The 23,340-nt window shown below is 72.9% G+C and carries 22 protein-coding genes; 9 read left to right on the forward strand and 13 right to left on the reverse strand.

What is annotated here, in order from left to right; all coding sequences use genetic code 11:
- Positions 1-12: 12 nt before the first annotated feature.
- From ACFVQG_RS08630 to ACFVQG_RS08640, 3 genes are all read left to right on the forward strand, one after another.
- Positions 13-4,068, forward strand: a complete 4,056-nt coding sequence (locus ACFVQG_RS08630) for a hypothetical protein (protein ID WP_383378370.1) — start codon at positions 13-15, stop codon at positions 4,066-4,068.
- Between the two features lie 165 nt (positions 4,069-4,233).
- The gene (locus ACFVQG_RS08635) at positions 4,234-4,845 is read left to right on the forward strand and encodes a UTRA domain-containing protein (protein WP_383378372.1); all 612 of its coding nucleotides are present in this window, start codon (positions 4,234-4,236) and stop codon (positions 4,843-4,845) included.
- Positions 4,842-5,633, forward strand: coding sequence for a glycosyltransferase family 2 protein (locus ACFVQG_RS08640; RefSeq protein ID WP_383378374.1), 792 nt, complete (start codon positions 4,842-4,844; stop codon positions 5,631-5,633). The genes ACFVQG_RS08635 and ACFVQG_RS08640 overlap by 4 nt, the downstream gene beginning before the upstream one ends.
- A 59-nt stretch (positions 5,634-5,692) precedes the next feature.
- Here the strand turns inward: ACFVQG_RS08640 and ACFVQG_RS08645 are convergent, their stop codons facing one another.
- From ACFVQG_RS08645 to ACFVQG_RS08655, 3 genes are all read right to left on the reverse strand, one after another.
- Positions 5,693-5,887, reverse strand: a complete 195-nt coding sequence (locus tag ACFVQG_RS08645) for a ferredoxin (protein ID WP_383378376.1) — start codon at positions 5,885-5,887, stop codon at positions 5,693-5,695.
- Between the two features lie 59 nt (positions 5,888-5,946).
- Positions 5,947-6,417, reverse strand: a complete 471-nt coding sequence (locus tag ACFVQG_RS08650) for a hypothetical protein (protein WP_383378378.1) — start codon at positions 6,415-6,417, stop codon at positions 5,947-5,949.
- 86 nt (positions 6,418-6,503) lie between these two features.
- Complete coding sequence (locus ACFVQG_RS08655; protein ID WP_383378380.1) at positions 6,504-7,169, reverse strand: ScbR family autoregulator-binding transcription factor; 666 nt, start codon at positions 7,167-7,169, stop codon at positions 6,504-6,506.
- 243 nt (positions 7,170-7,412) lie between these two features.
- Here ACFVQG_RS08655 and ACFVQG_RS08660 point away from each other — a divergent pair, with 243 nt between their 5' ends.
- Positions 7,413-8,369: a ScbA/BarX family gamma-butyrolactone biosynthesis protein gene (locus ACFVQG_RS08660; protein ID WP_383378383.1), complete on the forward strand. Its 957-nt coding sequence runs from the start codon at positions 7,413-7,415 to the stop codon at positions 8,367-8,369.
- Positions 8,366-9,319, forward strand: coding sequence for an NAD-dependent epimerase/dehydratase family protein (locus ACFVQG_RS08665; protein WP_383378386.1), 954 nt, complete (start codon positions 8,366-8,368; stop codon positions 9,317-9,319). Before ACFVQG_RS08660 ends, ACFVQG_RS08665 begins: the two co-directional genes overlap by 4 nt.
- 94 nt (positions 9,320-9,413) lie before the next feature.
- Here ACFVQG_RS08665 and ACFVQG_RS08670 read toward each other — a convergent pair whose 3' ends face one another.
- Both ACFVQG_RS08670 and ACFVQG_RS08675 read right to left on the reverse strand, forming a co-directional pair.
- Positions 9,414-10,232, reverse strand: coding sequence for a TIGR03943 family putative permease subunit (locus ACFVQG_RS08670; protein ID WP_383378388.1), 819 nt, complete (start codon positions 10,230-10,232; stop codon positions 9,414-9,416).
- Positions 10,229-11,239, reverse strand: coding sequence for a permease (locus ACFVQG_RS08675; protein ID WP_383378390.1), 1,011 nt, complete (start codon positions 11,237-11,239; stop codon positions 10,229-10,231). The genes ACFVQG_RS08670 and ACFVQG_RS08675 overlap by 4 nt, the downstream gene beginning before the upstream one ends.
- A gap of 159 nt (positions 11,240-11,398) precedes the next feature.
- Between ACFVQG_RS08675 and ACFVQG_RS08680 the strand changes: the two genes are divergently transcribed.
- Together ACFVQG_RS08680 and ACFVQG_RS08685 are read left to right on the forward strand one after the other, a co-directional pair.
- Positions 11,399-13,327, forward strand: a complete 1,929-nt coding sequence (locus ACFVQG_RS08680) for an NAD-binding protein (RefSeq protein WP_383378392.1) — start codon at positions 11,399-11,401, stop codon at positions 13,325-13,327.
- 55 nt (positions 13,328-13,382) lie between these two features.
- Positions 13,383-13,718, forward strand: coding sequence for a DUF6191 domain-containing protein (locus ACFVQG_RS08685; RefSeq protein ID WP_383378394.1), 336 nt, complete (start codon positions 13,383-13,385; stop codon positions 13,716-13,718).
- Positions 13,719-13,734: 16 nt separating this feature from the next.
- On the opposite strand, the gene ACFVQG_RS08690 is transcribed toward ACFVQG_RS08685, so the two are convergent.
- Positions 13,735-15,597, reverse strand: coding sequence for a S9 family peptidase (locus tag ACFVQG_RS08690; protein ID WP_383378397.1), 1,863 nt, complete (start codon positions 15,595-15,597; stop codon positions 13,735-13,737).
- Positions 15,598-15,795: 198 nt separating this feature from the next.
- Here ACFVQG_RS08690 and ACFVQG_RS08695 point away from each other — a divergent pair, with 198 nt between their 5' ends.
- Entirely contained in the window at positions 15,796-16,602 is an 807-nt protein-coding gene (locus ACFVQG_RS08695; protein WP_383378399.1) for an SURF1 family protein, read from the forward strand.
- Positions 16,603-16,635: 33 nt separating this feature from the next.
- Here the strand turns inward: ACFVQG_RS08695 and ACFVQG_RS08700 are convergent, their stop codons facing one another.
- The 7 genes from ACFVQG_RS08700 to ACFVQG_RS08730 form a co-directional block, all read right to left on the reverse strand.
- A complete protein-coding gene (locus tag ACFVQG_RS08700) occupies positions 16,636-17,877 on the reverse strand; it encodes a hypothetical protein (protein WP_383378401.1) in 1,242 nt (413 codons plus the stop codon).
- Entirely contained in the window at positions 17,874-18,554 is a 681-nt protein-coding gene (locus ACFVQG_RS08705; RefSeq protein WP_383378403.1) for a SigE family RNA polymerase sigma factor, read from the reverse strand. Before ACFVQG_RS08705 ends, ACFVQG_RS08700 begins: the two co-directional genes overlap by 4 nt.
- A gap of 521 nt (positions 18,555-19,075) precedes the next feature.
- Positions 19,076-20,128, reverse strand: coding sequence for an aspartate-semialdehyde dehydrogenase (locus tag ACFVQG_RS08710; protein WP_383378405.1), 1,053 nt, complete (start codon positions 20,126-20,128; stop codon positions 19,076-19,078).
- Positions 20,125-21,402, reverse strand: coding sequence for an aspartate kinase (locus ACFVQG_RS08715; protein WP_383378407.1), 1,278 nt, complete (start codon positions 21,400-21,402; stop codon positions 20,125-20,127). Before ACFVQG_RS08715 ends, ACFVQG_RS08710 begins: the two co-directional genes overlap by 4 nt.
- A 203-nt stretch (positions 21,403-21,605) precedes the next feature.
- Positions 21,606-21,758, reverse strand: coding sequence for a hypothetical protein (locus ACFVQG_RS08720; protein WP_383378409.1), 153 nt, complete (start codon positions 21,756-21,758; stop codon positions 21,606-21,608).
- 24 nt (positions 21,759-21,782) lie between these two features.
- Positions 21,783-21,965: a DUF397 domain-containing protein gene (locus ACFVQG_RS08725; RefSeq protein ID WP_383378411.1), complete on the reverse strand. Its 183-nt coding sequence runs from the start codon at positions 21,963-21,965 to the stop codon at positions 21,783-21,785.
- Positions 21,958-22,716: a helix-turn-helix domain-containing protein gene (locus ACFVQG_RS08730; protein ID WP_383379722.1), complete on the reverse strand. Its 759-nt coding sequence runs from the start codon at positions 22,714-22,716 to the stop codon at positions 21,958-21,960. The genes ACFVQG_RS08725 and ACFVQG_RS08730 overlap by 8 nt, the downstream gene beginning before the upstream one ends.
- Positions 22,717-22,856: 140 nt before the next feature.
- On the opposite strand from ACFVQG_RS08730, the gene ACFVQG_RS08735 reads away from it, so the two are divergent.
- Complete coding sequence (locus ACFVQG_RS08735; protein ID WP_383378413.1) at positions 22,857-23,282, forward strand: hypothetical protein; 426 nt, start codon at positions 22,857-22,859, stop codon at positions 23,280-23,282.
- Positions 23,283-23,340: the final 58 nt, after the last annotated feature.

Genomic DNA, 23,340 nt, shown 5'->3' on the forward strand with positions numbered 1-23,340 from the left:
AGGAAGTGAGGGGTGGAGGCCTTGGGTTCCGACTCAGGGGCACGTACCGCCTTCGCGGAGCGGCTTGCGCTGCTCTACAAGGAGGCCGGTAATCCTCCCCTCAAGCGGGTCGCCGAGGCCGTCGTCCGGCTGCAGCGGGTGGACGAGCGGGGGCGGCCCGTACGGGTCTCCGCGCAGCGGATCAGCGACTGGCGGCGGGCGCGGAACGTACCGGCCCAGTTCACCGCCCTCGCCGCGGTGCTGCACGTACTGATCCCCGACGCCCGGCGGCTGCGGCCCACCCCCGTCTCCCCGGGGCTGTACGACCTCGGTCAGTGGCAGCGGCTGTGGGAGGCCGCCGTGGGGAATCCGGCGGGCGCCGACGTCCCCTCCGAGGAAAGGGACGAGGAGCGGGACAGCGCCGCCGTGCCCGGCGGGGTCTGTCCCTATCGCGGGCTCGCCTCCTACCGGCAGGAGGACGCCCGGTGGTTCTTCGGGCGGGGCCGCAGCACCGAGGCGCTCGTCCGTCAGCTGTGCGCGGCCGAGCGCGGCGGCGGGCTCGTGATGCTCGTCGGGGCGTCCGGCGCCGGGAAGTCCTCGCTGTTGAACGCCGGGCTCGTGCCCGCCCTGCGCGACGCCTCGCGGGAGGTGATGCAGCTCGTTCCCGGCGGTGACCCGCTGAAGGAGCTGACCCGTCTGATACCCGGCCTGGCGGACCTTCCCGACCCGGGGACCGGTCCCACCGAGGACTTCGACCGACGCGCCCGCGAGGCCGTCACCGCCCGCGAGGCCGCCCTCTCCCGTGAGGCCGTCGCCGCCCGTGAGGCCGCCACCGGGCGCGACGCCGTCACCGCCCCCGAAGCCACCACCCGCCAGGACGCCACCACCCCCTCCCCCGACGCCCCACATCTCCCCGTCCTGATCGTCGACCAGTTCGAAGAGACGTTTACTCTCTGCTCCGACGAGACCGAGCGCCGCACCTTCATCCGGCTCCTGCACGCCATCAGCACCCCCGAGGACGCGGACCAGCCCGCCCCCGCCCTCGTCGTCCTCGGCATCCGCGCCGACTTCTACGAGCAGTGCCTGCGCTACCCCGAGCTGGCCGACGCGTTGCAGCACCGGCACATGGTGCTGGGCCCGCTGACCACCACCGAACTGCGGGAGGCGGTGACCGGGCCAGCCAAAGCCGTGGGCCTGGAGCTGGAGCCGGGCCTGGCCGAGCTGATCGTGCGCGAGGTCAGCGCCGACGGCCCGCGCGGGACGCATGACGCCGGTGTGCTGCCGTTGCTCTCGCACGCGCTGCTGGCGACCTGGCAGCGCCGCAAGGCGGGGCGGCTGACCCTGGCCGGTTACCGGGCGGCGGGCGGCATCCAGGGCGCGGTGGCGGCGACCGCCGAGCGGGCCTGGTCCAGCCTCGACCCGGCCGCCCGCACCGCCGCGCGGCTGCTGCTGCTCCGGCTGGTCAGGCTCGGTGAGGACACCCAGGCCACCCGCAGGCGCGGTACCCGCCGTCAGCTGTCGGCGGAGTCGACGGACCCGGGCAAGACGGAGGAGTCGCTGGAGGCCCTGGTCAGGGCCAGGCTGGTGACGCTCGACGCGGAGACGGTGGAGATCACCCACGAGGCGCTGCTGCACGCCTGGCCGCGGCTGCGGAACTGGATCGACGAGGACCGCGGCGGCCACCTGCTGCGGCAGCGGCTGGAAGAGGACGGGCGTGCCTGGGAGGACGGCGGACGGGACAGTTCGCTGCTGTACCGGGGCTCCCGGCTGGAGCAGGCGCACGGGTGGGCCAGGTCCGCCGGGGACACCTTCCTGACCCGGAGCGCGGTGGAGTTCCTGGCCGCCTCGGTACGGCTGCGGCGCCGGACGCTGATCATCACCCGGGCCGCCGTGGCGGCACTGGTGGTGCTGTCGGTGCTGGCGGTCGGGGCGGCGGTGGTCGCCTGGCAGGAGCGGGACGACGCGGTGTTCGAGCAGGTGGTCGCCGAGGCGGACCGGGTGCAGGACGCCGATCCGTCGCTGTCCGCGCAGATCGCGCTGGTGGCGCACCGGCTGCGACCGGGCGACGAGGGCACGCGCAACCGCCTGATCTCGATAGTGAACGCCCCCCTGGCCACCCCCCTGGCCGGTCACACCGGCGCCGTCTACCTCACCTCCTTCAGCCCCGACGGCGGGCTCCTGGCCACGGCCAGCTACGACCGGACCGTACGGCTGTGGGACGTGTCCGACCCCAGCCGCCCGCGCCCCCTGGGCAAGCCGCTGACCGGGCACGGCAGTTGGGTCAGCACGGCCGTGTTCAGCCCGGACGGCCGCACCCTCGCCAGCGCCTCGGACGACGGCACGGTCCGGCTGTGGGACGTACGGGACCCCGAGCGTCCGCTGCCGCTCGGCGAGCCCCTGACCGGCCACGGGGGCACGGTGTACCTGCTCGCGTTCAGCCCGGACGGGCACGCCCTGGCCTCCGCCAGCGAGGACCGCTCCGTCCGGCTGTGGGACGTACGCGATCCGGGCGCTGCCAAGCCGCTCGGCGAGCCGCTGACCGGGCACTCCGCCGCCGTACGGTCGGTGGCGTTCAGCCCGGGCGGCGGGACGCTGGTGGCCGGGGGCGACGACGGCACGCTCAGGCTGTGGGACGTGCACGAGCCGCGCCGTCCCCGGGAGCTTCCCGAGCCGCCCGCCGTCCACACCGACACGGTGCACTCGGTGGCCTTCAGCCCGGACGGCCACACCCTCGCCACCGGCAGCTCGGACGACACCGTACGGCTGTGGGACGTCGGCGACCCCCGGGACGCCAAGCCGCTCGGGGCGCCGCTCACCGGGCACACCGGACCCATCTGGTCGGTGGCCTTCAGCCCGGACGGCGACATGCTCGCCGCGGCCAGCGCGGACAGCACGGCCTCCCTGTGGAACGTGAGCGACCCGGCCTACCCGTCGCAGGTCGGCGAGCCCCTCGCGGGCAGCAGCGGGGAGATGTACGCGCTCGGCTTCAGCCCCGACGGGCGGACCCTCGCCACCGGCAGCGGGGACAGCAAGGTCCGGCTGTGGTCGATACCGACCGCGGACATGATCGGCCGCAGCGGGGTGTTCCGGTCGGACGGGCAGGTGCTCGCCACGGCCGCGCGGGACGGGCGGATCCGGCTGTGGGACGTCCGGGCGCCACACCAGCCGAAGACGCTGAGCAGGCCCTTCATGGCCGGGGACGGTGGTCTGCGGACGCTGGCCTACTCCCCTGACGGCCGGATCCTCGCGGTGCTGATCGGCAACCGCGCGGTGCAGCTGTGGAACGTCGCCGACCCCGGCCGACCCGTCGCCTACGGACCACCGGTCGCCCTGCAGACCCGGTTCGCGGGCCCGGACGCGCTGGCGTTCAGCCCCGACGGGCGCACCCTGGCGACCGCCCGCACCGACCGCACCATCCAGCTGTGGAACGTCACCGACCCGACCCGGCCGCGCCCGCTCGGCACCCCCCTCACCGGCCACAAGGGGTATGTGAACGCCCTCGTCTTCAGCGCGGACGGCCGCACCCTCGCCAGCGGCGGCGCGGACCACACCGTACGACTGTGGAAGGTCGCCGACCCGCGTCGGCCCGGCCCGCTCGGCACCGTCCCCCTGAGGGGGCACCGGGGTCCCGTCAACGCGCTCGCCTTCAGCCCGGACGGCCGCACGCTCGCCAGCGGCAGCGACGACAACACGGTCCGCCTCTGGGACGTCGACGCGCCCGAGGCGCTCACCACTCTTACGGGTCATACCGAGGCGCTGGTGTCCCTGACCTTCAGCAAGGACGGCCAGACCCTCGCCAGCGGCGGCAACGACAACACCGTCCGCCTCTGGGACGTCGAGCACCCCGAGGACGCCGGGTCCATCGGGCAGTCCATGAGCCCCAACGCCCGCACCGGCACCTTCCTTTCCTTCAGCCCCAGGACCAACATGCTGGGCGTTTCCAGTGGCACCGACACCGTCCGGCTGTGGGACCTCGACGCCGACGACGCCATCCGCCGTATCTGTTCCACCACGCGGAATGTGCTCACCGAGGACAAGTGGCGGGAGTACCTGCCCCGCCTCTCGTACGACCCTCCGTGCGTCGAATGAGGGATTCGGGACTCCCGCGCCGCTCGCGGCCTTGTTAGTCTTGGTTCAGCCCGATCGCTGGTGTATCCCCCGTCGTCAGCGATCGGGCGCTTTCGTGCCCGGCCGTCGCGGGCGTCGTAAGGTGATCTTGCAGGGCAGGTGACCGTCCGACGGATCGGAGCACCCGTGGCAGAGGCCTACGAGGAAGACCGGCGACCGCGCACCCGTGCCGTCCGCGACAACCGGCGCCACCAGTGGGAGAAGGACCGGGCCCGGCAGCCGGAGGATTTGCGCAGACGGACGGGGGCGACCGAGCGGGACACCGGCCTGGACTCCCGGAACCTCGTCTTCCACGCCAGCTACCGCGAAACCAAGGCGGATGCCGGACTCGCCGACGCCTTCGGGGTCCCGGAGGGCACCGCCCTGCTGGAGCGCGCCTACCGCACCCGGTGCGCCACCGAGGGCGCCCCCTTCAGCCTCAGCACCTCCTACCTCCGCCGCGATCTGATCGCCGCCAACCCCGCCCTCCTCGACGAGACCAACGAACCCTGGCCGGGCGGCACCCAGAGCCAGCTCCACACCGTCGGCATCGAACTGGACCGCATCGAGGAACGCCTCACCGCCCGCCCGCCCACGCCCGAGGAGACCCGGCGGCTCCGACTACCACCAGGGGAACCGGTGATCGCGCTCCGCAAGATCTCGTACGACGTCCAGGACCGGGTCGTCGACGTCACCGACGTGACCCTGCCCGGGGACCGCACGGAGCTGCGGTTCACCACGCCGCTGGAGAGGTGGTGAGCGGGCCGGTGCGCCGGTACGTCGATGTCGTCACCGCCGTGCACGCCCCCTCCGCGCGCTTCCTGCCGGAGGCGTACGCCTCGCTGTGCGCGCAGGAGTTACCGCGGGGCTGGGGCTGGCGGTGGCTGGTCCAGGAGGACGGCGGCGGTGACGCCGTACGCCCGCACGTCCCCGACGATCCCCGGGTGACCTTCCGGCAGGGGCGGGCCGGGGGTCCCGGAGTCGCCCGCACGCTGGCCCTGGCGCGGGCCGACGGGGAGTACGTCAAGATCCTGGACGCCGACGACCAGTTGACGCCGGGCGCGCTGGGGCGGGACCTGGCGGCGCTGGAGGGCGATCCGGCGCTCGGGTGGGCGACCTCCCGGGCGCTGGACCTGCTGCCCGACGGCGCCACGGTCGGCTTCCCCGGCGACCTCGCCGAGGGGCCGGTCGAGCGCGGGACCGTGCTCGGCCACTGGGCCGCGCACGACTACCGCGCCCCGGTCCACCCCGCGACCCTCTTCGTCCGCCGCGGGCTGCTGCTCGCCCTCGGCGGCTGGATGGCGCTGCCCGCCTCGGAGGACACCGGGCTGCTGCTCGCCCTCGACGCGGTGAGCCGGGGGTGGTTCACGGCGGAGACCGGGCTGCTGTACCGCAAGTGGGCCGGGCAGGTCACGGGGCAGGCCCCGCACACGGATCCCGCCGAGCGGGCGGCGCGGATGGCGGTGGTGCAGGCGCGGGCGCGGGCGCTGGGGCGGATGGCGTGGGAGTACGCGCCCTCTGCTCTGTCCGTCCCTGCCCGCGATTGAGTCCCTGCCCGCGATCCCGACCCGCGATCAAGTCCCCGCCCGCGATCCCGACCCGCGCTTCAGTCCCGACCCGCGATGCTGATCGCCTGGGACGGGCAGCCCTCCGCCGCCTCCCGCACCTTCGGGTCGTCGTCGGCCGCCTCCCGGCCCTCCCGGACGGCGCCGAAGCCGTCCACGGTGGTGAAGACGTGCGGGGCGCGGTAGACGCAGTCGCCGGAGCCGTAGCAGCGCTCGGGGTCAACGGTGATCATCATTCGCCCTTCAGCGGCAGGGTGTCGGCACGGTGTGCCTGCCCGGCGGGCGATCCGCTGAATCAGGGCGTGCCGAGCCAGTGGGCGAGTCGGCGCACGGTGGTCTCGTCCAGGCGGTCGACCACGGTCTGTACGGCGGTCAGGTCGTCCGGGGTGAGGTCGTAGCGACCGGCCCTGCTCAGCCCGGCCATGAGCACCTGGCGGCGGCGGTCGGTCATGCGCTCGGTGAGGGCGGTGGACCCGGCGGGGCTCGCGGCACCCTCGTCGCCGGGGGCCGGTGCCGGTGACGGCGTCGTGGTGTCGTAGCGCTGCCAGCCGGAGCCGTCGCCGTCCGGTCCCCACAGGGCGACGGTGAGGTCACCGCCGCGTGCGCGGACGGTCTGGGTCATCTCGCCGAGGGCGTGCAGCACGGCGGCGCGGTACGGGGACTCGGCGCCCAGCCGCCAGTCCGGGGACGGTGGCTGGCGGGTCATCAGGACCCAGCGCGGGGCGCCTTGTGGTGGCCGGGGGCTCTCCTGGGCCGCTGTCTGCACTGCGCCCACCTCCTTCGGGGACGGCGTGGCGGTGCGCGACGACGACCGTAACTGACGGCCCGTCAGATGGCCAGAGCGCGACCGCCTCAGGACGCGGAAGGGGCCACCGTCGCCAGCTCCCCCGCGCCCTCGTCGTCCAGCGCCACCGCCGGATCCGTCGCCCCCTCCGGGCGGATACGGATGATGACCCCGGGGTGGGTGATGGCGGGCAGGACGTTGCGCCACAGGACGGCGACCCGGCCGCGCAGGTCCGTGCGCTTGGTGATGGCCTCGGAGACCAACTGCACGCCGGTGAAGGCGGAGACGATGAACTCGGCGGTCTCCTCCGGGTCCACCTGCGGCAGCACCTCGCCCGCCTCCTTGGACTCCGTGAGCAACTGCGCGACCATGTCGAACCAGTCGCCCCAGGGGTGTACGCCGTTGAGGAAGACGCCCTCGATGGACAGCCGGGTACCGGCCCGGGAGAGCGGGTCGTGGACCAGGGAGTGGGCGAACTGGTGGGTGATGTCAACCAGGGCCTGGAGCCGTGAGCCGCCCTCCGGCACCCGCACCCGCGTGGTCTGCTCGTCCATGATCGCCTGCGCCAGCGACTCCTTGGACGGGAAGTGGAAGTACAGTGCGCCCTTGGTGACTTCGGCGCGGCGGAGGATTTCCGAGAGGGCGGCGCGCTCATAGCCGTAGTCGTCGAAAACGCTCGCCGCGGCCTCGACGATCGCGCGTCGCGTCTGGACAGCTCGGGCCTGCTTCGCCATTTCTCGTCCTCCACCGTCTCGACCCGGACCACCCGGAGCTTACGCGACTACCCGGTTTGTTTTATCAAGAAACGATATGGGTCCACGGCCCGGGGTTCACCGAGACCAACGGTCACCCGCGAGGCTGTTGTGCCTTAAATCACACGGTCGCCTGACCCCCTAAGAAACCGCGTGGCTGGTTTTTTGGCAGACTCCCGTCCGAGAGCCTCCTCAAACGACCGCTCTTTTACTGAGGGATACCGTATGACCGTGCTCAGTAGCGCCACCGCCCCGAGTACCACCGAACGGATCGTCCCGCCACCGCAGATGACCATCCCTCAGCAGTACGTCCACCGCAGCCACGACGCGGACGTGCTGCTCTCCCACTTCACCGCCGAGGCCGACGGCACCTACCGCCTCGCGGTCCGCTGGCCCCGCGCGCACGCCCTGTTCCCGCCCGCCGGGGGCGGCCGGGAGAACCCGATGCTGATGGCGGAGACCGTCCGCCAGTCCGGCGCCGTCGTCTCCCACGTGGTCTTCGACGCCCCGCTCGACCAGCACTTCCTGCTGTGGAACCTGCGCTACGAAGTACCCGCCGACGTCTACGCCGCCGCCTTACCGCTGGCCCCGACCGAGGCCCTCGTGCGCTGCACCGACGTACGGCTGCGCGGACGCAAGCTGTCGGAGTTCCGTACCGAGGTCGAGCTGTACCGCGGCTCCCTGCTGGTCGGCCGGGGCGACTGCCGGGCGACCTGTGTGTCCGACGCCGCCTACCGCCGACTGCGCCCGCCCCGTCCCCGGCCCGCGATACCGGCCCCGCCGCTCCCGCCGGTGGCACCCGCCCGCGTCGGACGCGACCGCGTTGAGGACGTGCTGATCTCCGAGTCCGGCAGCCCCGGCACCTGGCTGCTGCGCGTGGACCGGGACCACCCCGTCATCTTCGACAGCCAGAGCGACCACGTGCCCGGCCGCGCCCTCATCGAGGCGATGCGCCAGACGGCCGCCGCGACGACCGGCCGCGGTCAGTCCGTCGCCCCCGCCCTGGACGCCGAGTTCCACCGGTACGTCGAACTCGACGAGCCTTGCGCCCTCACCGCCGAGCCCGGCCCCCGCCTCTCCCACGGCCGCACCTCGGTCCGGGTGACCCTCCACCAGTCCGACGTACCGGCCGCCACCGGCCTGGTCACCCTCGGCGCCGCCGACCGGGACCCGGCACCGTGACGGTCCTGGTCAGCGGGGGCACCGGCTTCGTCGGTACGGCCGTACTGCGCGCCCTCACCGCCGATCCGCGGCTCGCCCCCGGCGCCGTACGGGCCCTGGTGCGGCGCCTGCCCGGACCGGACCGCCGGGTCGCCGGGGTCACCTACCTCACCGGCGACCTGACCGACCCGCACTCCCTGCGCGGCGCCTGCGACGGCGTGCGCTCCCTGGTCCACTGCGCGTCCCTCATCAGCCGCGACGAGGCCGCCTGTACGGCCGTCAACGTCGACGGCACCCACGCGCTGCTGGCGGAGGCGGACCGCGCCGGGGTGCGGCGGACCGTGCAGCTCAGCACCACCGCCGTCTACGGCGCCGGACCGCACCGGGACCTGCGGGAGGACGAGGTGCCGCCCGCGCCGTCCTCCCCCACCAGCCGGACCCGGCTGCTCGCCGAGCGGGCGGTGCGCGCCGCCGGAGGGGTGGTGGTCCGGCCGCCGCTGGTCCTCGGGCCCGGTGACCTGTGGGTCGTACCGGTGATCGCCGACATGCTGCGCCGGGTGCCCGCGCTGGTGGGGCACGGGCGGGCGCGGCTGTCGGTCGTCGGCGTGACCGACCTGGGCCGGTTGCTCGCCGCCCTCGCCCTCGATCCCGGCGCCGTGCCCGCCGGGAGCGTGCACCACGCCGCGCATCCCGAGGTCGTCACGCTGGGCGGGCTGGTGCGGGAGCTGGGGCGGACGCTGGGGCTGCCGGTGCCGGTGGACGGGCTCGACGTGCCCGCCTACGTGGAGCGGCTGAACGCGGTGCCGGGGCGGGCCACCGGGCACCAGGCGGAGATCCTCGGCGAGGACCACTGGTACCGGTCGGACGTCTGGGCACGGGCCGACTGCCCCGTGGGACCCGGGCTCGCGGCGCGGCTGCGGGAGGCCGCGCCGTGGTACCGGGAGCACCTCGGGACCGGGGCGACGATGTGAGCGTCTTCGGCGGCGGGGTGAGCGGTTTCGCAGCGGCCGGGTGAGCGTCATCGGCGGCGGGGTGAGCCGTTTCGCAGCGGCCGGGTGAGCGCCCTCAGTCGCCCCCGCTGTCGTCGTACGGCTGCTCCGGCTCCGGTATCGGCTCCGCCCGCGCCACCCTCAGGAACGGGATCGGCCCCTCGTTGACCGGGTCCTCGGCGCGCTGTGCGCTGTAGGTGCCGGTGACGCGGAGCCAGGTGTCCGGTTGCAGCACCGGGGGGACCCGGCCGGTCAGACCGACCTTGACGGGGCGGGCGTCCGCCGCACAGCAGTTCAGGGTCATCCGTACGAGGTACGGGGTGCCCTCGCCGTCCAGGGCCACGAAGCCGGTGACCTTGACCGTGCGCCCGCGCAGGGTGCGGCCGTGGTCGTAGGCGGCGCGGCCCGCGTAGTCGGTCAGGCCGAGGCGGACCGGGTCGCCGTCGGGGAGGGTGGCGTAGCCGTGCGGTTCCTGGAGCGCGGTGCCGGTGTGGGTCGCGCTGTAGGAGCCCAGGGCGGGTGGGGCGATGAGGATGAGGGTGAGGAGGGGGAGGGTGAGGAGCCAGGCGACTCGGGGGCTGTGGTCCTCGTGGCCCTCTTGGCCCACGTGGTTTTCGTGGCCCTCTTGGCCCACGTGGTTTTCGTGGCCCTCTTGGCCCACGTGGTTTTCGTGGCCCTCTTGGCCTTCTTGGCCCCCGTCGCCCTCTTGGGTAGCCCCGCCCCGGTGTTCGTACCAGACCGTCGCCACCGCCGCCGCGACGAGTACGACGCCGGAGGCCAGCAGCAGCGGGCGCAGCCCGTCCTTGACGTACCGCAGGGCGAGGTCGGTGGCCGCCGCGTGCACCACCGCCGCGCCCAGCAGGAACAGCACCGCCGCCTGCGCGTGCCGGTTCACAGCAGCACCGCCCCGGTCAGCACCGACACCGTGACGGCGACGGCGAAGGTGGCGGGCGCGAAGCGCAGCGCGAAGGCGCGGCCGAAGGTGCCCGCCTGCATCGCGAACAGCTTCAGGTCGACCATCGGCCCGACCACCAGGAACGCCAGCCGCGCGGTCAGCGAGAACTGCGACAGCGACGCCGCGACGAACGCGTCCGCCTCCGAGCAGATCGACAGCAGTACGGCCAGCACCGCGAGCGCCAGCACGGACAGCACCGGATGGTCGGCGGCCAGCCGCAGCCAGCTCTCCGGCACGACCGCCTTCAGGGTCGCCGCTGCCGCCGCGCCGACCACCAGGAAGCCGCCCGCGTGCATCACGTCGTGCCGTACCGACCCCCAGAAGGCCGCGCCCCTGCCCTGACCGGCGTAGGAGTCGCGGGTCGGCAGGCGCAGCCAGTCGGTGCGGCCGAGGCGTTGCCACAGCCAGCCCATCGCGCACGCCGCGAGCAGCCCGGCGACGAACCGGGCCAGGACCATGCGGGGTTCGCCGGGGAACGCCACCGCGGTCGCCGTCAGCACCACCGGATTGATCGCGGGCGCGGACAGCAGGAACGCCAGCGCCGCCGCCGGAGTCACCCCGCGCCGCACCAGCGCGCCCGCCACCGGCACCGACGCGCACTCACAGCCCGGCAGCACCGCGCCCGCCGCGCCCGCGACCGGCACCGCGAGCGCCGTGCGCCCCGGCAGGGCGCGGGCGAAGAACGACGGCGGCACGAACACCGCCAGCGCCGCGGACAGCAGCACACCGAACACCAGGAAGGGCAGCGCCTGTACGACCACCGCGACGAACACCGTCAGCCAGCTCTGCAGCAGCGGGGCGGCGAGGGCGCGGCGGACCGGGGACTGGAGGAGCAGGACGAGGAGGAGGGCGAGGACGAGGAGGAGGGAGGAGTCGACGCGGCGGGTTCCGTCCTGTGCGGGGTCCTTCCGCTGGGTCTCTCTTTCGGCTTGCTGGGTGACGGCCACGGCTCGGGTACCTCCTGGATCGCGTCGCCTCCCCTCCCTTACGGCGATCCACCGGCCGACGTTCAGTCAGCTTCTGGAACCGTCGCCGCAGTTGAGGCAGTCTTTGCCGATGTGGGGAGCGTTCCGTATCAGGCAGGGCCGGGTGACACGGCCGCGCACATGGTGGTGTGCGGCGACGACGGGTTGGCGCATCGGCTCGCGGCGGAGCTGCGCGGGGTCTACGGCGAGCAGGTGACGCTCGTCGTCCCGCCCTCCGGGCGCCGGGTGCGGCAGCCGGTGGTGGGCAGGGCGCGGGCGGCGGCGCTGTTCGACCGGATGATGAGCGCCGCGGTCAGCCGGGCCGGGGGCAACGGCACGGGCGGCGCCGGTGTCGGCGTCCCCGGAGGCGAGGGCGCCGGGAACGAGCGGTTGCTGGAGGCCGCCGAGCCGACCGAGGCCGTGCTCGCCGACGCGGGTGTGGAGCGGGCCGCCGCGCTGGCGCTGGTGTACGACGACGACGAGACCAACATCCGCGCCGCCCTCACCGCGCGTCGGCTCAACCCCCGCCTGCGGCTGGTCCTCCGCCTCTACAACCGCCGCCTCGGCCAGCACATCGAGGACCTCCTCGACCAGGCCGCCGCCCTCGCCACCGGCGATATGACGGCCGCGGAACTCGACGCCTCCACCACCGTGCTCTCCGACGCCGACACCGCGGCGCCCGCGCTGGCGGCGACCGCCGTGGTCGGCACCAGCAAGGTCGTGCAGACGGACGGGCTGCTGTTGCGTGCGGTGGAGCGCACGCCACCCGCGGCCGGGGAGGTCGCCGACCCCGGGCTGTGCACGCTGGCCCTGCTGTCGGCGACGAGCAGTGATCCGGCTGGGGCGGACGGCTCGGAGGGCAGCGGGGAGGGCGGGCCCCGGCTGCTGCCCGACGAGGACGAGGTGGCGGCGGCGACGGGCCGGGGCACGGTGGTGCTGGAGCAGGTCTCCTACTCCGGTCCGCAGCAGTCGGCGCGGCGGACCGGCCGGGGGGTGAGTGTGGTGCCGCCCTTCGCCTCGCTGTTCTCGCGGCGGCTGCGGTGGTCCCTGGCCGGTCTGGTGGCCGCGGTCGTGGCGCTGACGGTGGCGCTGACGGTGGTCACGGGCGACCACCCGCTGCACGCCACCTACGAGACGCTGCTCGACCTGCTCTCCATCAACGACCCGGCGCTCGACGAGGCGCCGGGCCGCCAGGTGCTCCAACTCCTCGCCGGTCTGCTGGGCCTGCTCATCCTGCCGGTCCTGCTGGCGGCCGTACTCGAAGCCCTCGGCACCTTCCGCAGCGTGTCCTCCCTCCGCAAGCCGCCGCGTGGGCTCGCCGGGCATGTGGTGCTGCTCGGCCTCGGCAAGATCGGCACCCGGGTGCTGACCCGGCTGAAGGAACTCGACATACCCGTGGTGTGCGTGGAGTCCGACCCCGAGGCGCGGGGCATGGCCACGGCACGGCGGCTGCGGGTGCCGGTGGTGCTCGGGGACGTGACCGAGGAGGGCGTCCTGGAGTCCGCCAAGATCCACCGCGCTCACTCCCTCCTCGCCCTCACCAGCGTCGACACCACCAACCTGGAGGCGGTGCTGTACGCCCGCACGGTCCGCCCCGACCTGCGGGTCGTGCTCCGCCTGTACGACGACGACTTCGCCACCGCCGTCTACCGCACCCTGCGCGCCGCCCACCCCGGCGCCCTCACCCGCAGCCGCAGCGTCACCCACCTCGCCGCGCCCGCCTTCGCCGGGGCGATGATGGGCCGTCAGGTACTGGGCGCGATCCCCGTCGAACGCCGCGTCCTGGTCTTCGCCGCCGTCGAGGTCCGCGGCATCCCCCAGCTGGAGGGCAAGACCGTCGCCGCCGCCTTCCGCGCCGGGTACTGGCGCGTCCTGGCCCTCGACGCGGTCGCCCCGGAAGACCGCCGCCCCGACCTGGCCACGGTCCCCCCGCCCAACACCCCCACCGCCTCCGGCCTCATCTGGGACCTCCCGCCCACCTACGTCCTCCGCGCCGAGGACCGCGTGGTGCTGGCAGCAACCCGCCGCGGCCTGGCCCAGCTGACGGGCCGCCATCACCCGCCCCAGTGACCGCCGGTGGTCCCCGCCCGTTCCGCATCCCGGCCCCCTCCCGCACACTGGCCGCATGGGCTTCGCCGTCTTCGTCACGCTTCCCGGGCTGGTGATCCTGCTCACCGTCGTCGCGATCGTCGATCAGTTGTTGCTGCACGCGGGGCGGGCGGGGGTGTTGCCCTGGCGGCACGGGGGGCGGGCTGGGCAGGTCTCGGCTACCGGGTTCGAGCAGTTGCACGGGGCGCTGTCGCCGGGGAAGCAGCATGAGTTGAAGGAGCGGCAGTCCGCGTTGGTCATGCGGGACGACGAGGAGGACGGGGCGCCGCCGCACCGGACGCGGGTGGATCTGGAGGGGGGCGTGGCGGTGGTGCGGCTGCCGCGTGCGCCGACACCACCGTCCTCGCCGTAGTCCCTCCCGGCAGGGATCAGCTCCGCACCGCCCCCGTCCCGCTCAGGTGCCGCTCGGCGAACTCCAGCTCCAGACGGACCTGCTTGATGCGTTCGTCGACGACCAGTGAGCCGTGTCCCGCGTCGTAGCGGTAGACCTCGTGGACGGCGTCGCGGGCCTCGAGGCGCTTGACGTAGTTCTCGATCTGGCGGATGGGGCAGCGGGGGTCGTTGACCCCGGCGGAGATGTAGACGGGGGCCCGGACCTGGTCGACGTAGGTCAGGGGGGACGATGCCTCGTAGCGCTCGGGGACCTCCTCGGGGGTGCCGCCGAGGAGGGTGCGGTCCATGGCCTTCAGGGCCTCCATCTCGTCGTGGTACGCGGTGACGTAGTCGGCGACCGGGACGACGGCGATGCCCAGGGCCCAGGCGTCGGGCTGGGTGCCGAGGCCGAGGAGGGTGAGGTAGCCGCCCCAGGAGCCGCCGGTGAGGATCAGGCGGGACGGGTCGGCGAGGCCCGAGGACACCGCCCACTCCCGCACCGCCGCGATGTCCTCCAGCTCGATCAGGCCGACGCGGTGCTTGAGCGCGTCCGTCCAGGCGCGGCCGTAGCCGGTGGAGCCGCGGTAGTTGACGCGGACCACCGCGTAGCCGTGGTCCACCCAGGCCGCCGGGCCCGCGGCGAAGGCGTCGCTGTCATGCCAGGTCGGTCCGCCGTGGATGTCGAAGACGGTGGGCAGGGGGCCGGTGGCGCCTGCCGGTTTCTGCACCAGGGCGTGGATCCGGCCGCCCGGGCCCTCCACCCACACGTCCTCCACCGGCACCGAACCCGGCGACCGCATCCCCGGCGGATCCAGCACCACCCCGCCCGCGGTCGACCGCACCGCCGACGGCTCCGCCGCCGACGACCACAGGTACTCCACGCTGCCGTCCGGCCGGGCCGTCGCCCCCGACACCGAGCCCGGCGGGGTGTCGATCCGCTCCAGCTCACGCCCGGCGAGGTCGTACCGGAACAGCTCGCTGCGGGCCTCGAAGCTGTGCGCGATGAGCAGACCCGAGCCGTCCGGATACCACTCGGCGCTCACATCGCCGGGCAGGTCGAGCGCCAGGTCCGTCTCCGTGCCGGTCGCCACGTCCCACACCAGCGGCTCCCAGCGGCCCCGCCGCTGATGCCCGATGAGCAGCCGCGCGTCCCCGTCGACCGGCGCGAAGCCCAGCACCTCCAGGCCCAGCTCGACCGTGCCGCCCTTGGTGTCGTCCAGCTCCGCCACCGTCGTACCGTCCTGGCGGAGCACGCGCAGCGCGGAGTGCATCGCGTCGCCGTGCTCGGTGTGCTCGATGGCGATCAGCGAGCCGTCGTGCGACAGATCGCCGACGCCCGCCGACTCCCGGTGCCGGTAGATCTCCACCGGGGCCGCGCCCTCGCGGGCCAGATGGATCGTCGTACCGTCCTCGTCGGTGGAGCGGCCGACCACCGCCGTGCGGCCGTCCCGCCCGAGCGCGAGCCCGGCGGGGTAGGACGGGTCGAGCCCCTCCACCGCGAGCTGGTCCGCGCCGCCCGCGAAGGGCTGGCGCCGCCAGATCCCGAACTCGTCGCCGTCCTTGTCGTCGAACCACCAGATCCACTGGCCGTCCGGGGAGAGCGTGCCGTCCGTCGTGCCGTTCGGACGGTTGGTCACCTGGCGTTGCTCGCCCGTGGACCGGTCCCACGCGTACAACTCATACGTCCCCGTGGCGTTCGACACGAACAGGGAACGGTCGGGTGCGTCCTCCGCCCAGTCCGGCAATGACACCCGAGGCGCCCGGAAGCGCTTCTCCCACTCGGGCACCACCTCGCCCTGTCCGCTCTCCACATGCTGTTCCCGCTGATCAGGCGCCGCCGCCCCGTTGCTCTCAGTCATGACCCCATACTGCCCGCACCGACCGACACCCCGCTGCCGAGACCCCCAGCCTGTGGAAAACTCCCACAGGCAACCACCCCCGCACCCCCACCCTGTGGATAACTTCTTCACATCCACCGACCACCCCACCGAGCGCCCACCGGACACCCGCCGACCCCGCGACCCGGCGCCCCGCCCCCGCCCCGTACCTTTGAAGGCGTGTACCGGTTCCTGCTGACGCCCCGCTGGTGGGGGATCAACGTCTTCGTGCTGCTCGCCATCCCCTTCTGTCTGTTCATGGGGTCCTGGCAACTGAGCCGGTTCGAGGAGCGCGTCGACAGCCACCGCAGCGCCACCGAGGAGACCACCGCCGACCGCCACGAGGCGGCCCGCCCGCTGGACGAGCTGCTCCCCGTGGACAAGGAGACCTCCGGCGACCGCACCACCGCCACCGGCCGCTACGGCGAGCAGCTCCTCGTCCCCGACCGGGACCTCGACGGCAAGCGCGGCTACTACGTCCTGACCCTGCTGCGCACCGACTCCGGCACGGCCCTCCCGGTCGTCCGCGGCTGGCTGCCCGGCACCGCCGACCCGGCCAAGGCGCCCGCCCCGCCGACCGGCGAGGTCACCGTCACCGGCGCGCTCCAGGCCTCCGAGAACCCCGGCGAGAACGGCGTCAGCGCCCGCGGCGGCCTGCCCACCGGCCAGACCGCGGCGATCAGCGCGGCCTCCCTGGTCAACCTCGTGCCCTACGACCTCTACGACGCCTGGGTCACCCTGGACCGGGCCGACTCCGGCATGACGGCCGTACCGGCGTCCGCGCCGCCGGACACCGGCCTCGACCTGAAGGCGTTCCAGAACCTCGGCTACACCGGCGAGTGGTTCGTCTTCGCGGGCTTCGTCGTCTTCATGTGGTTCCGGCTGCTGCGCCGCGAGGTGGAGTTCGCGCGGGACGCGGAACTGGGCCTCGCCCCGGACGCGGCCGAGCGGGAACAGCGCGAGGCTCCCAGCCCGTCCGGCGTCTGAAAGGTCCGGGCGCCCCGGAAGCCGCGCTCACCCTCAGGACGCGGGCAGCACTCCCGTCCGGTACACCGTCCCGGCGCACGCGTTGGAGATCACCGCGGACACCGTCGGCGCCCCGGCCGCCGCCGTGTGCGAGACGGTCACGCTGCCCTCCGTCGTACCGTCCGACCGCACCGTCTGCGTGGACGTACCGGTGTCACCGCCCGTGGACGTGCCCTGGGCGCCGGAGGTGGTGCTCTGCGTCGGGGACGGGTTCGCCGAGGGATCGGTGCCCCCCGTCTCACCGCCGCTGTCACCACCGGTGCCGCCGCCGTCGGTACCGCCGCCGTTGTCGGTGGGACACGTCTCCGAGGGCACCCAGGCGAACTGCACCTCGTAGGAGTCCCCCGCCTTCAGCAGCAGCGAGGAGACCTCCAGGGACGGGTCGGGCAGGCTCCCCGCCGCGTCCCCCGCGGTGTGCGCGACCACGCTGATCCGGGTGGCGTCCGCCGCGCCCTGCGCGAGGGTGCCCACGGTGCCGGGGGCGTCGACGGTGCAGCCGTTGCCGGAGATGTTGGTGACGCGGAAGGTGCCGTAGACCGTGCCCATGGCGTCGGGGGCGTTCGCCGAGCCCGTGCCGTTGAGCTGCGCGGCGGTGCACAGGGGCGTGCCCACCTCGCTGGTCGCCGAGGGCCCGGCGCTGTCGCTGGGCCCGCCGCCGCTGCCGCCCTTCTCGTCCTGCTCGCCGCCGCCCTGGTCCTGGCCCTCGGTCTGGTCGGCCGTCCCGGCGGTGCTCTTGCCGGCGTCGTCCTTGCCCTTGCCCTCGCTCGCGCCGCCCTGCGCCTGGGAGCCGTGCCCGGCGATCGACGGGTTGGCGTCACTGCCGGTGGCGTTGGAGACGTGCAGTACGGCGGGGATGGCGGTGCCGATGAACAGCGCGGCGGCGGCGAGACCGACGGCGGCCTGCCGCTTGCGGGCCCGGCGCGCGGGCACCGCACGGCGCAGATGCTCCAGCGTGCCGTCGGTCGGCTCGATGTCCTGCACCGCGTCCTGGAGCATCCGGCGCAGCGCCAGTTCGTCGGAGGCGAGCCCTTCGAGGCCGCCCGGGAGCTGTTCCTCGAGTTCCTCGGGACCCTGGTCGTCGGGGCCGTGGTTCACAGTTGGATTCCCAGCGTGCGTGTTCTTCGACTGCGGCCGACCGTCCCCCCGGACGGACCCGGCCGCGTCAGCGTCCTGCGACGCGTCCACCTCGTCCGGCGCCGTCGGGCGCCGGAGATCGTCGTCATGGTCCTTGCTCATGCCTTCGCCCCCATCGCGAGCCGCAGGGCCGCGATGCCGCGCGAGCCGTACGCCTTCACCGAGCCCAGCGATATGCCGAGCGTCTCGGCGACCTGGGCCTCGGTCATGTCGGCGAAGTAGCGCAGTACGAGCACCTCGCGCTGGCGGCGCTGCAGGCCCTTCATCGCCTGGATGAGGGAGTCGCGCTCCAACTGGTCGTACGCGCCCTCCTCGGCGCTCGCCATGTCCGGCATCGGCTTGGACAGCAGCTTCAGCCCGAGGATGCGGCGGCGCAGCGCGGAGCGGGAGAGGTTGACGACGGTCTGACGCAGATAGGCCAGGGTCTTCTCCGGGTCGCGGACGCGTTTGCGCGCGGAGTGGACGCGGATGAAGGCCTCCTGCACGACGTCCTCGCAGGAGGCGGTGTCGTCGAGGAGGAGCGCCGCGAGGCCGAGCAGGCTGCGGTAGTGGGCGCGGTACGTCTCGGTGAGGTGGTCGACCGTCGTACCGGCCGCCGCCACCTCGACCTGCTCGGCACCGTCACGCTGACTCGGGATGCGGGCGGGCCGCGCTGCGGGCATCGGCGCGATCACCGGCATGCCGCCGGGCGCACCGGCCAGGCCGGGCCGGAAGGGCCGGGGGGCGGGCCGGAGTGCCGTGCCGCGCGTCGCCGCTGTGAAGTCGAGTACCTCTGCCACGTCAGTTGGACACGCGTACCCCCGTAGGGGTTGTACGTGCCGGGCATCACTTTCATCGTCGTACACGTCAGGCCCGTAGTACCCGGGGTACCCGGGGTACCTGCGGCACCCGTAGTACCGGTAGTACCTGCGGTACCCGTACGCATCGCCACTGCCGTGCTCGCGGTGCCCGTCGTTCTCGCGTCAGGCAGCACGACCGACGGTGTCTCACTTGCCCTCATGCGTCCCGCTCTTCCCCTATGTCCAGTGAAACGGGCGTCCCCACGCCCGCCGCACGACGTCCCCACGTCGCGTACATCGCGTCTCCACACCCCGGAAGGGCGTTCGCTTAGACGCTGTCCGCCCTCCGCGCGGTTGCGGAGGGCGGGGAGCAAATCCTCGGACGCCGGGGGGGGCACAGTTCAAGTGGTACGGACCATCCACCGGCCCACATTGTCATGCGCAGACGATCTTACAAACCGATCCGGCCATGGCCAGGGCTTTTCCGGCCACGAGGCCGACCAACCGGCCCAGGGAGCGCCTCAGGACAGCTCGGCCGCCACCAGTTCCGCGATCTGCGCGGTGTTGAGTGCCGCCCCTTTGCGCAAATTGTCGCCGCAGACGAAGAGTTCGAGCGCCGTCGGGTCGTCGAGCGCGCGCCGTACCCGGCCCACCCAGGTCGGGTCGGTGCCCACCACATCGGCCGGGGTGGGGAACTCCCCGGCGGCCGGATCGTCGCAGAGCACCACGCCCGGCGCGGTGGCGAGGATCTCGCGCGCGCGGGCGACCGTCACCTCGTCCTCGAAGCGGGCGTGGACGGTGAGCGAGTGGCCCGTGACGACGGGCACCCGGACACAGGTGACCGCGACGGGCAGGCCGGGCAGCGACAGGATCTTGCGGGACTCGTCCCGCACCTTCATCTCCTCCGAGGACCAGCCGTCCTCGCGCAGCGACCCGGCCCACGGTACGACGTTCAGCGCGACCGGCTCCGGGAACGGCCCGGTGTTCTCCCCGACGGCCCGGCGCACGTCCCCGGGGTTGGTGCCCAGCTCGCTCCCGGCGACGAGGTCGATCTGCTGCCGCAGCGTCTCCACCCCGGCCCGTCCGGCCCCGCTCACCGCCTGGTACGAGGAGACGACCAGCTCACGCAGCCCGAACTCGGCGTGCAGCGCGCCCAGGGCGACGATCATGGACAGCGTGGTGCAGTTGGGGTTGGCGATGATGCCGCGCGGCCGGACGCGGGCCGCGTGCGGATTGACCTCGGGCACGACCAGCGGCACATCCGGGTCCAGCCGGAAGGCGCCGGAGTTGTCGACGACCACCACACCCTTGGCGGCGGCGATCGGCGCCCACTGCGCGGACACCTCGTCGGGTACGTCGAACATGGCGATGTCGACGCCGTCGAAGGCCTCCTCGCCCAGCGCCACGACCTCGACCTCCGCACCGCGCACGGCCAGCTTGCGGCCAGCCGAGCGCGGTGAGGCGATCAGGCGGATCTCGCCCCAGATGTCCGCGTGCTGGGACAGGATCTGGAGCATGACGGTGCCGACGGCTCCGGTCGCCCCCACGACCGCGAGCGTCGGTCGGGAGGTCATCGCCCGGTGCCCCCGTAGACGACGGCCTCGTCGCTGTCGGAGTCGAGCCCGAAGGCGGTGTGCACGGCGCGGACGGCCTCGTTGACGTCGTCGGCGCGGGTGACGACCGAGATACGGATCTCGGATGTCGAGATCAGCTCGATGTTCACCCCGGCGTCGCTGAGCGCCTCGAAGAACGCGGCGGTGACGCCCGGGTTGGTCTTCATCCCGGCGCCGACCAGCGAGATCTTGCCGATCTGGTCGTCGTACCGGAGCGAGTCGAAGCCGATCCCGCCCTTGTTCTTCTCCAGGGCGTCGATGGCCTTGCGGCCCTCGGTCTTGGGCAGGGTGAACGAGATGTCGGTCAGCCCGGTGGAGGCCGCCGACACGTTCTGCACGACCATGTCGATGTTGATCTCGGCATCGGCGATGGTGCGGAAGATGGCGGCCGCCTCGCCCGGCTTGTCCGGCACACCGACGACCGTGATCTTGGCCTCGGAGGTGTCGTGTGCGACACCGGAGATGATGGCCTGCTCCACCTGCTTTTCCCCTCGCGTAATCGGCTCACTGCTGACCCAGGTGCCCTGCAGCCCACTGAAGCTGGACCGGACGTGGATCGGGATGTTGTACCGGCGCGCGTACTCCACACACCGGTGGAGCAGCACCTTCGACCCGGAGGCGGCCAGTTCGAGCATGTCCTCGAACGAGATCCAGTCGATCTTCCGGGCCTTCTTCACCACGCGCGGGTCGGCGGTGAACACGCCGTCGACGTCGGTGTAGATCTCACAGACCTCGGCGTCGAGGGCCGCGGCCAGCGCGACGGCGGTGGTGTCGGACCCACCGCGCCCCAGCGTGGTGATGTCCTTCTTGTCCTGCGAGACACCCTGGAACCCGGCGACGATGGCGATGTTGCCCTCGTCCACCGAGGCCCGGATGCGCCCCGGCGTCACATCGATGATGCGCGCTTTGTTGTGGACCGAGTCGGTGATGACACCTGCCTGGCTGCCGGTGAACGACTGGGCGTTGTGCCCCAGGCTTTTGATCGCCATGGCCAGCAGCGCCATGGAGATCCGCTCTCCAGCGGTCAGCAGCATGTCGAGCTCGCGCCCGGCAGGGATCGGGGAAACCTGCTCGGCGAGATCGATCAGCTCGTCCGTCGTGTCGCCCATCGCGGAAACGACCGCAACCACCTGGTTGCCGTTCTTCTTCGCTTCCACGATCCGCTTGGCGACGCGCTTGATGCCCTCGGCATCGGCTACGGAGGAGCCTCCGTACTTCTGCACGACAAGGCCCACGTGCGCTCCTCGCTCAATCCGTCTCTTTCCGCACGTACGTAGATGTACCGCGGTCGGCTCAGTCTATCGAGCAGCCGGATCCCGCCTCTCGGATACCGCATGGTGAGATGTCCCGCTCACCCTGCGATCACCTCGCGGCGTCTCCGGCTGCTCGCCATGGCACATGCCCATCCCGGGCGGAGGCATCCACAAAGTGGGCCAGGTCACCCTGTCCGCCGGAGGACGTCGAGGGCGGCGGACAGGCTGTACGGGGCATCGGACAGGTCCGGTCTGCCTCCGGCCACCTGGCCGTATTCGGCGACGAGGGCGGACAGCCCGGTCCCCACCCACGGCAACGCCTTCGACCGCCCTGCCATACGGCCATGCTCGAAGCCCGAGGCTCAAGCTCCGGGCCGAACCGCGGCGATGAACGCCGCCCAGGCGGGGGCGGCGACGGCTATTTCGGGGCCGGTCGGGTTCTTGGAGTCCCGGATGTGGGTGGGGGAGGCGAGGGCGACTTCGACGCAGTCGCCGCCCTCATCGTCGCTGTAGCTCGACTTGAACCACTTCAGCTGGTCACTCATGGCTGTGATCCACCATCCGCTCGATGAAGCAGGCCGACTCATCGGGGCTGAGGGCCCGCGCGCGGATCATGCTAAGGCGACCGGCCACTCTGCTGACAATCTCCGGCTCGGCTGAAAGCTCACTGGCGAACGGCCCTTCGGTGAAGACGGACCGCTCGTGATCGCCGGTCTCCAGCAGAACCATGGGTCCCATGAGAGCCGCGCTGATGGCCCGTTCGAAGGGGAGCACCTGCAACTCGACGTTCCGCAACCGGGACACCTCCAGCAGACGGCGTAGTTGCGCCGCGTCCACCTGAGGGCTGCGCAGCACCGCCTCGTAGAGGACGAAGCTCGCGGCCACGGGGGGCGTCCGCTGGGTGAGGATGGCCTGCCGTTCCATGCGCGCCGCGATGCGCGCCTCCACCGTCTCCTCACCCAGCGGCGGGTAGCGGTTCTCGATCAGCGCCCGGGCGTACGACTCCGTCTGCGCGAGCCCCGGGATCAACGCCATCTCGTACGACCAGCGACTGATCGCCTCCTTCTCCCGCTCCATGAAGTCCTGCGCCCGCGCAGGAAATCTCTCCCGGTGCAGATAATCCTTGGCCGCGCTCAGCAGCCCCTCCGCATGGCACAACTCGTCGGCCACATCAAGCGCCCGGGGCGTCGGCATCCGCACGCCCTGCTCCATCGCCTTGATGGTGTCCGGCGAGTAGTTGGAGGCCGCGGCCAGTTCTTCGCGGCTGATCCGCGCCTTGGTGCGCCAGCGTTTCATCTGGTTACCGCTGTAACGCCAAGTGACAGGCGGCTGGGAGTTGTTCCGGACGGACACCGCGCGCACCTCCGATCGATACACCCCGGCGTGTATCTCCTCAGTCACTACCGAGCGTATCCCCCAGCGGACACCGTGTGACCATGAACAACGCAATCCACGCCCCCGACTGGGTCCCCGCCACCGGCCACCAACTCCACCTCACCGGTGTGTACTTCGATGCCGTACGGATCGAGGGCGTGCGTGGGGAACTGGTCGCCGCGCGGCTGATCGAGAGGGCGGACGGGGACGCGGGGCCGATCGTCTGTGAGGTGAACGGGTTCCGGTGGATGTACTTCCTGCTCGCACCCGGCGAGGGGCGCAGGCACCAGTGGCCGCTGGGCGTGCGGCAGTTCGGCGGCCGAGGGGTCCGTACCGTCACCTACATCGGGGTTCCCGCGCTGGACGGGAACACCTGGCCGCTGCGGTGGTACAGCGAGCCGACGGCCACGGCGCCGTATGTCGACGCGGAAGCCCTGTGTCAGGCCACCACGGTGACCGGCAGGGAGGTGCGGCGGGGCACCGCCTGAGCGTCGGGCGCGTTCTCGGGGGCGGTCGTGTCGACGAGACGGATGAGTTCAGCTCAAC

This window comes from Streptomyces sp. NPDC057877 (assembly GCF_042796855.1).
In the GTDB taxonomy this organism is placed as follows: Bacteria; Actinomycetota; Actinomycetes; order Streptomycetales; family Streptomycetaceae; genus Streptomyces.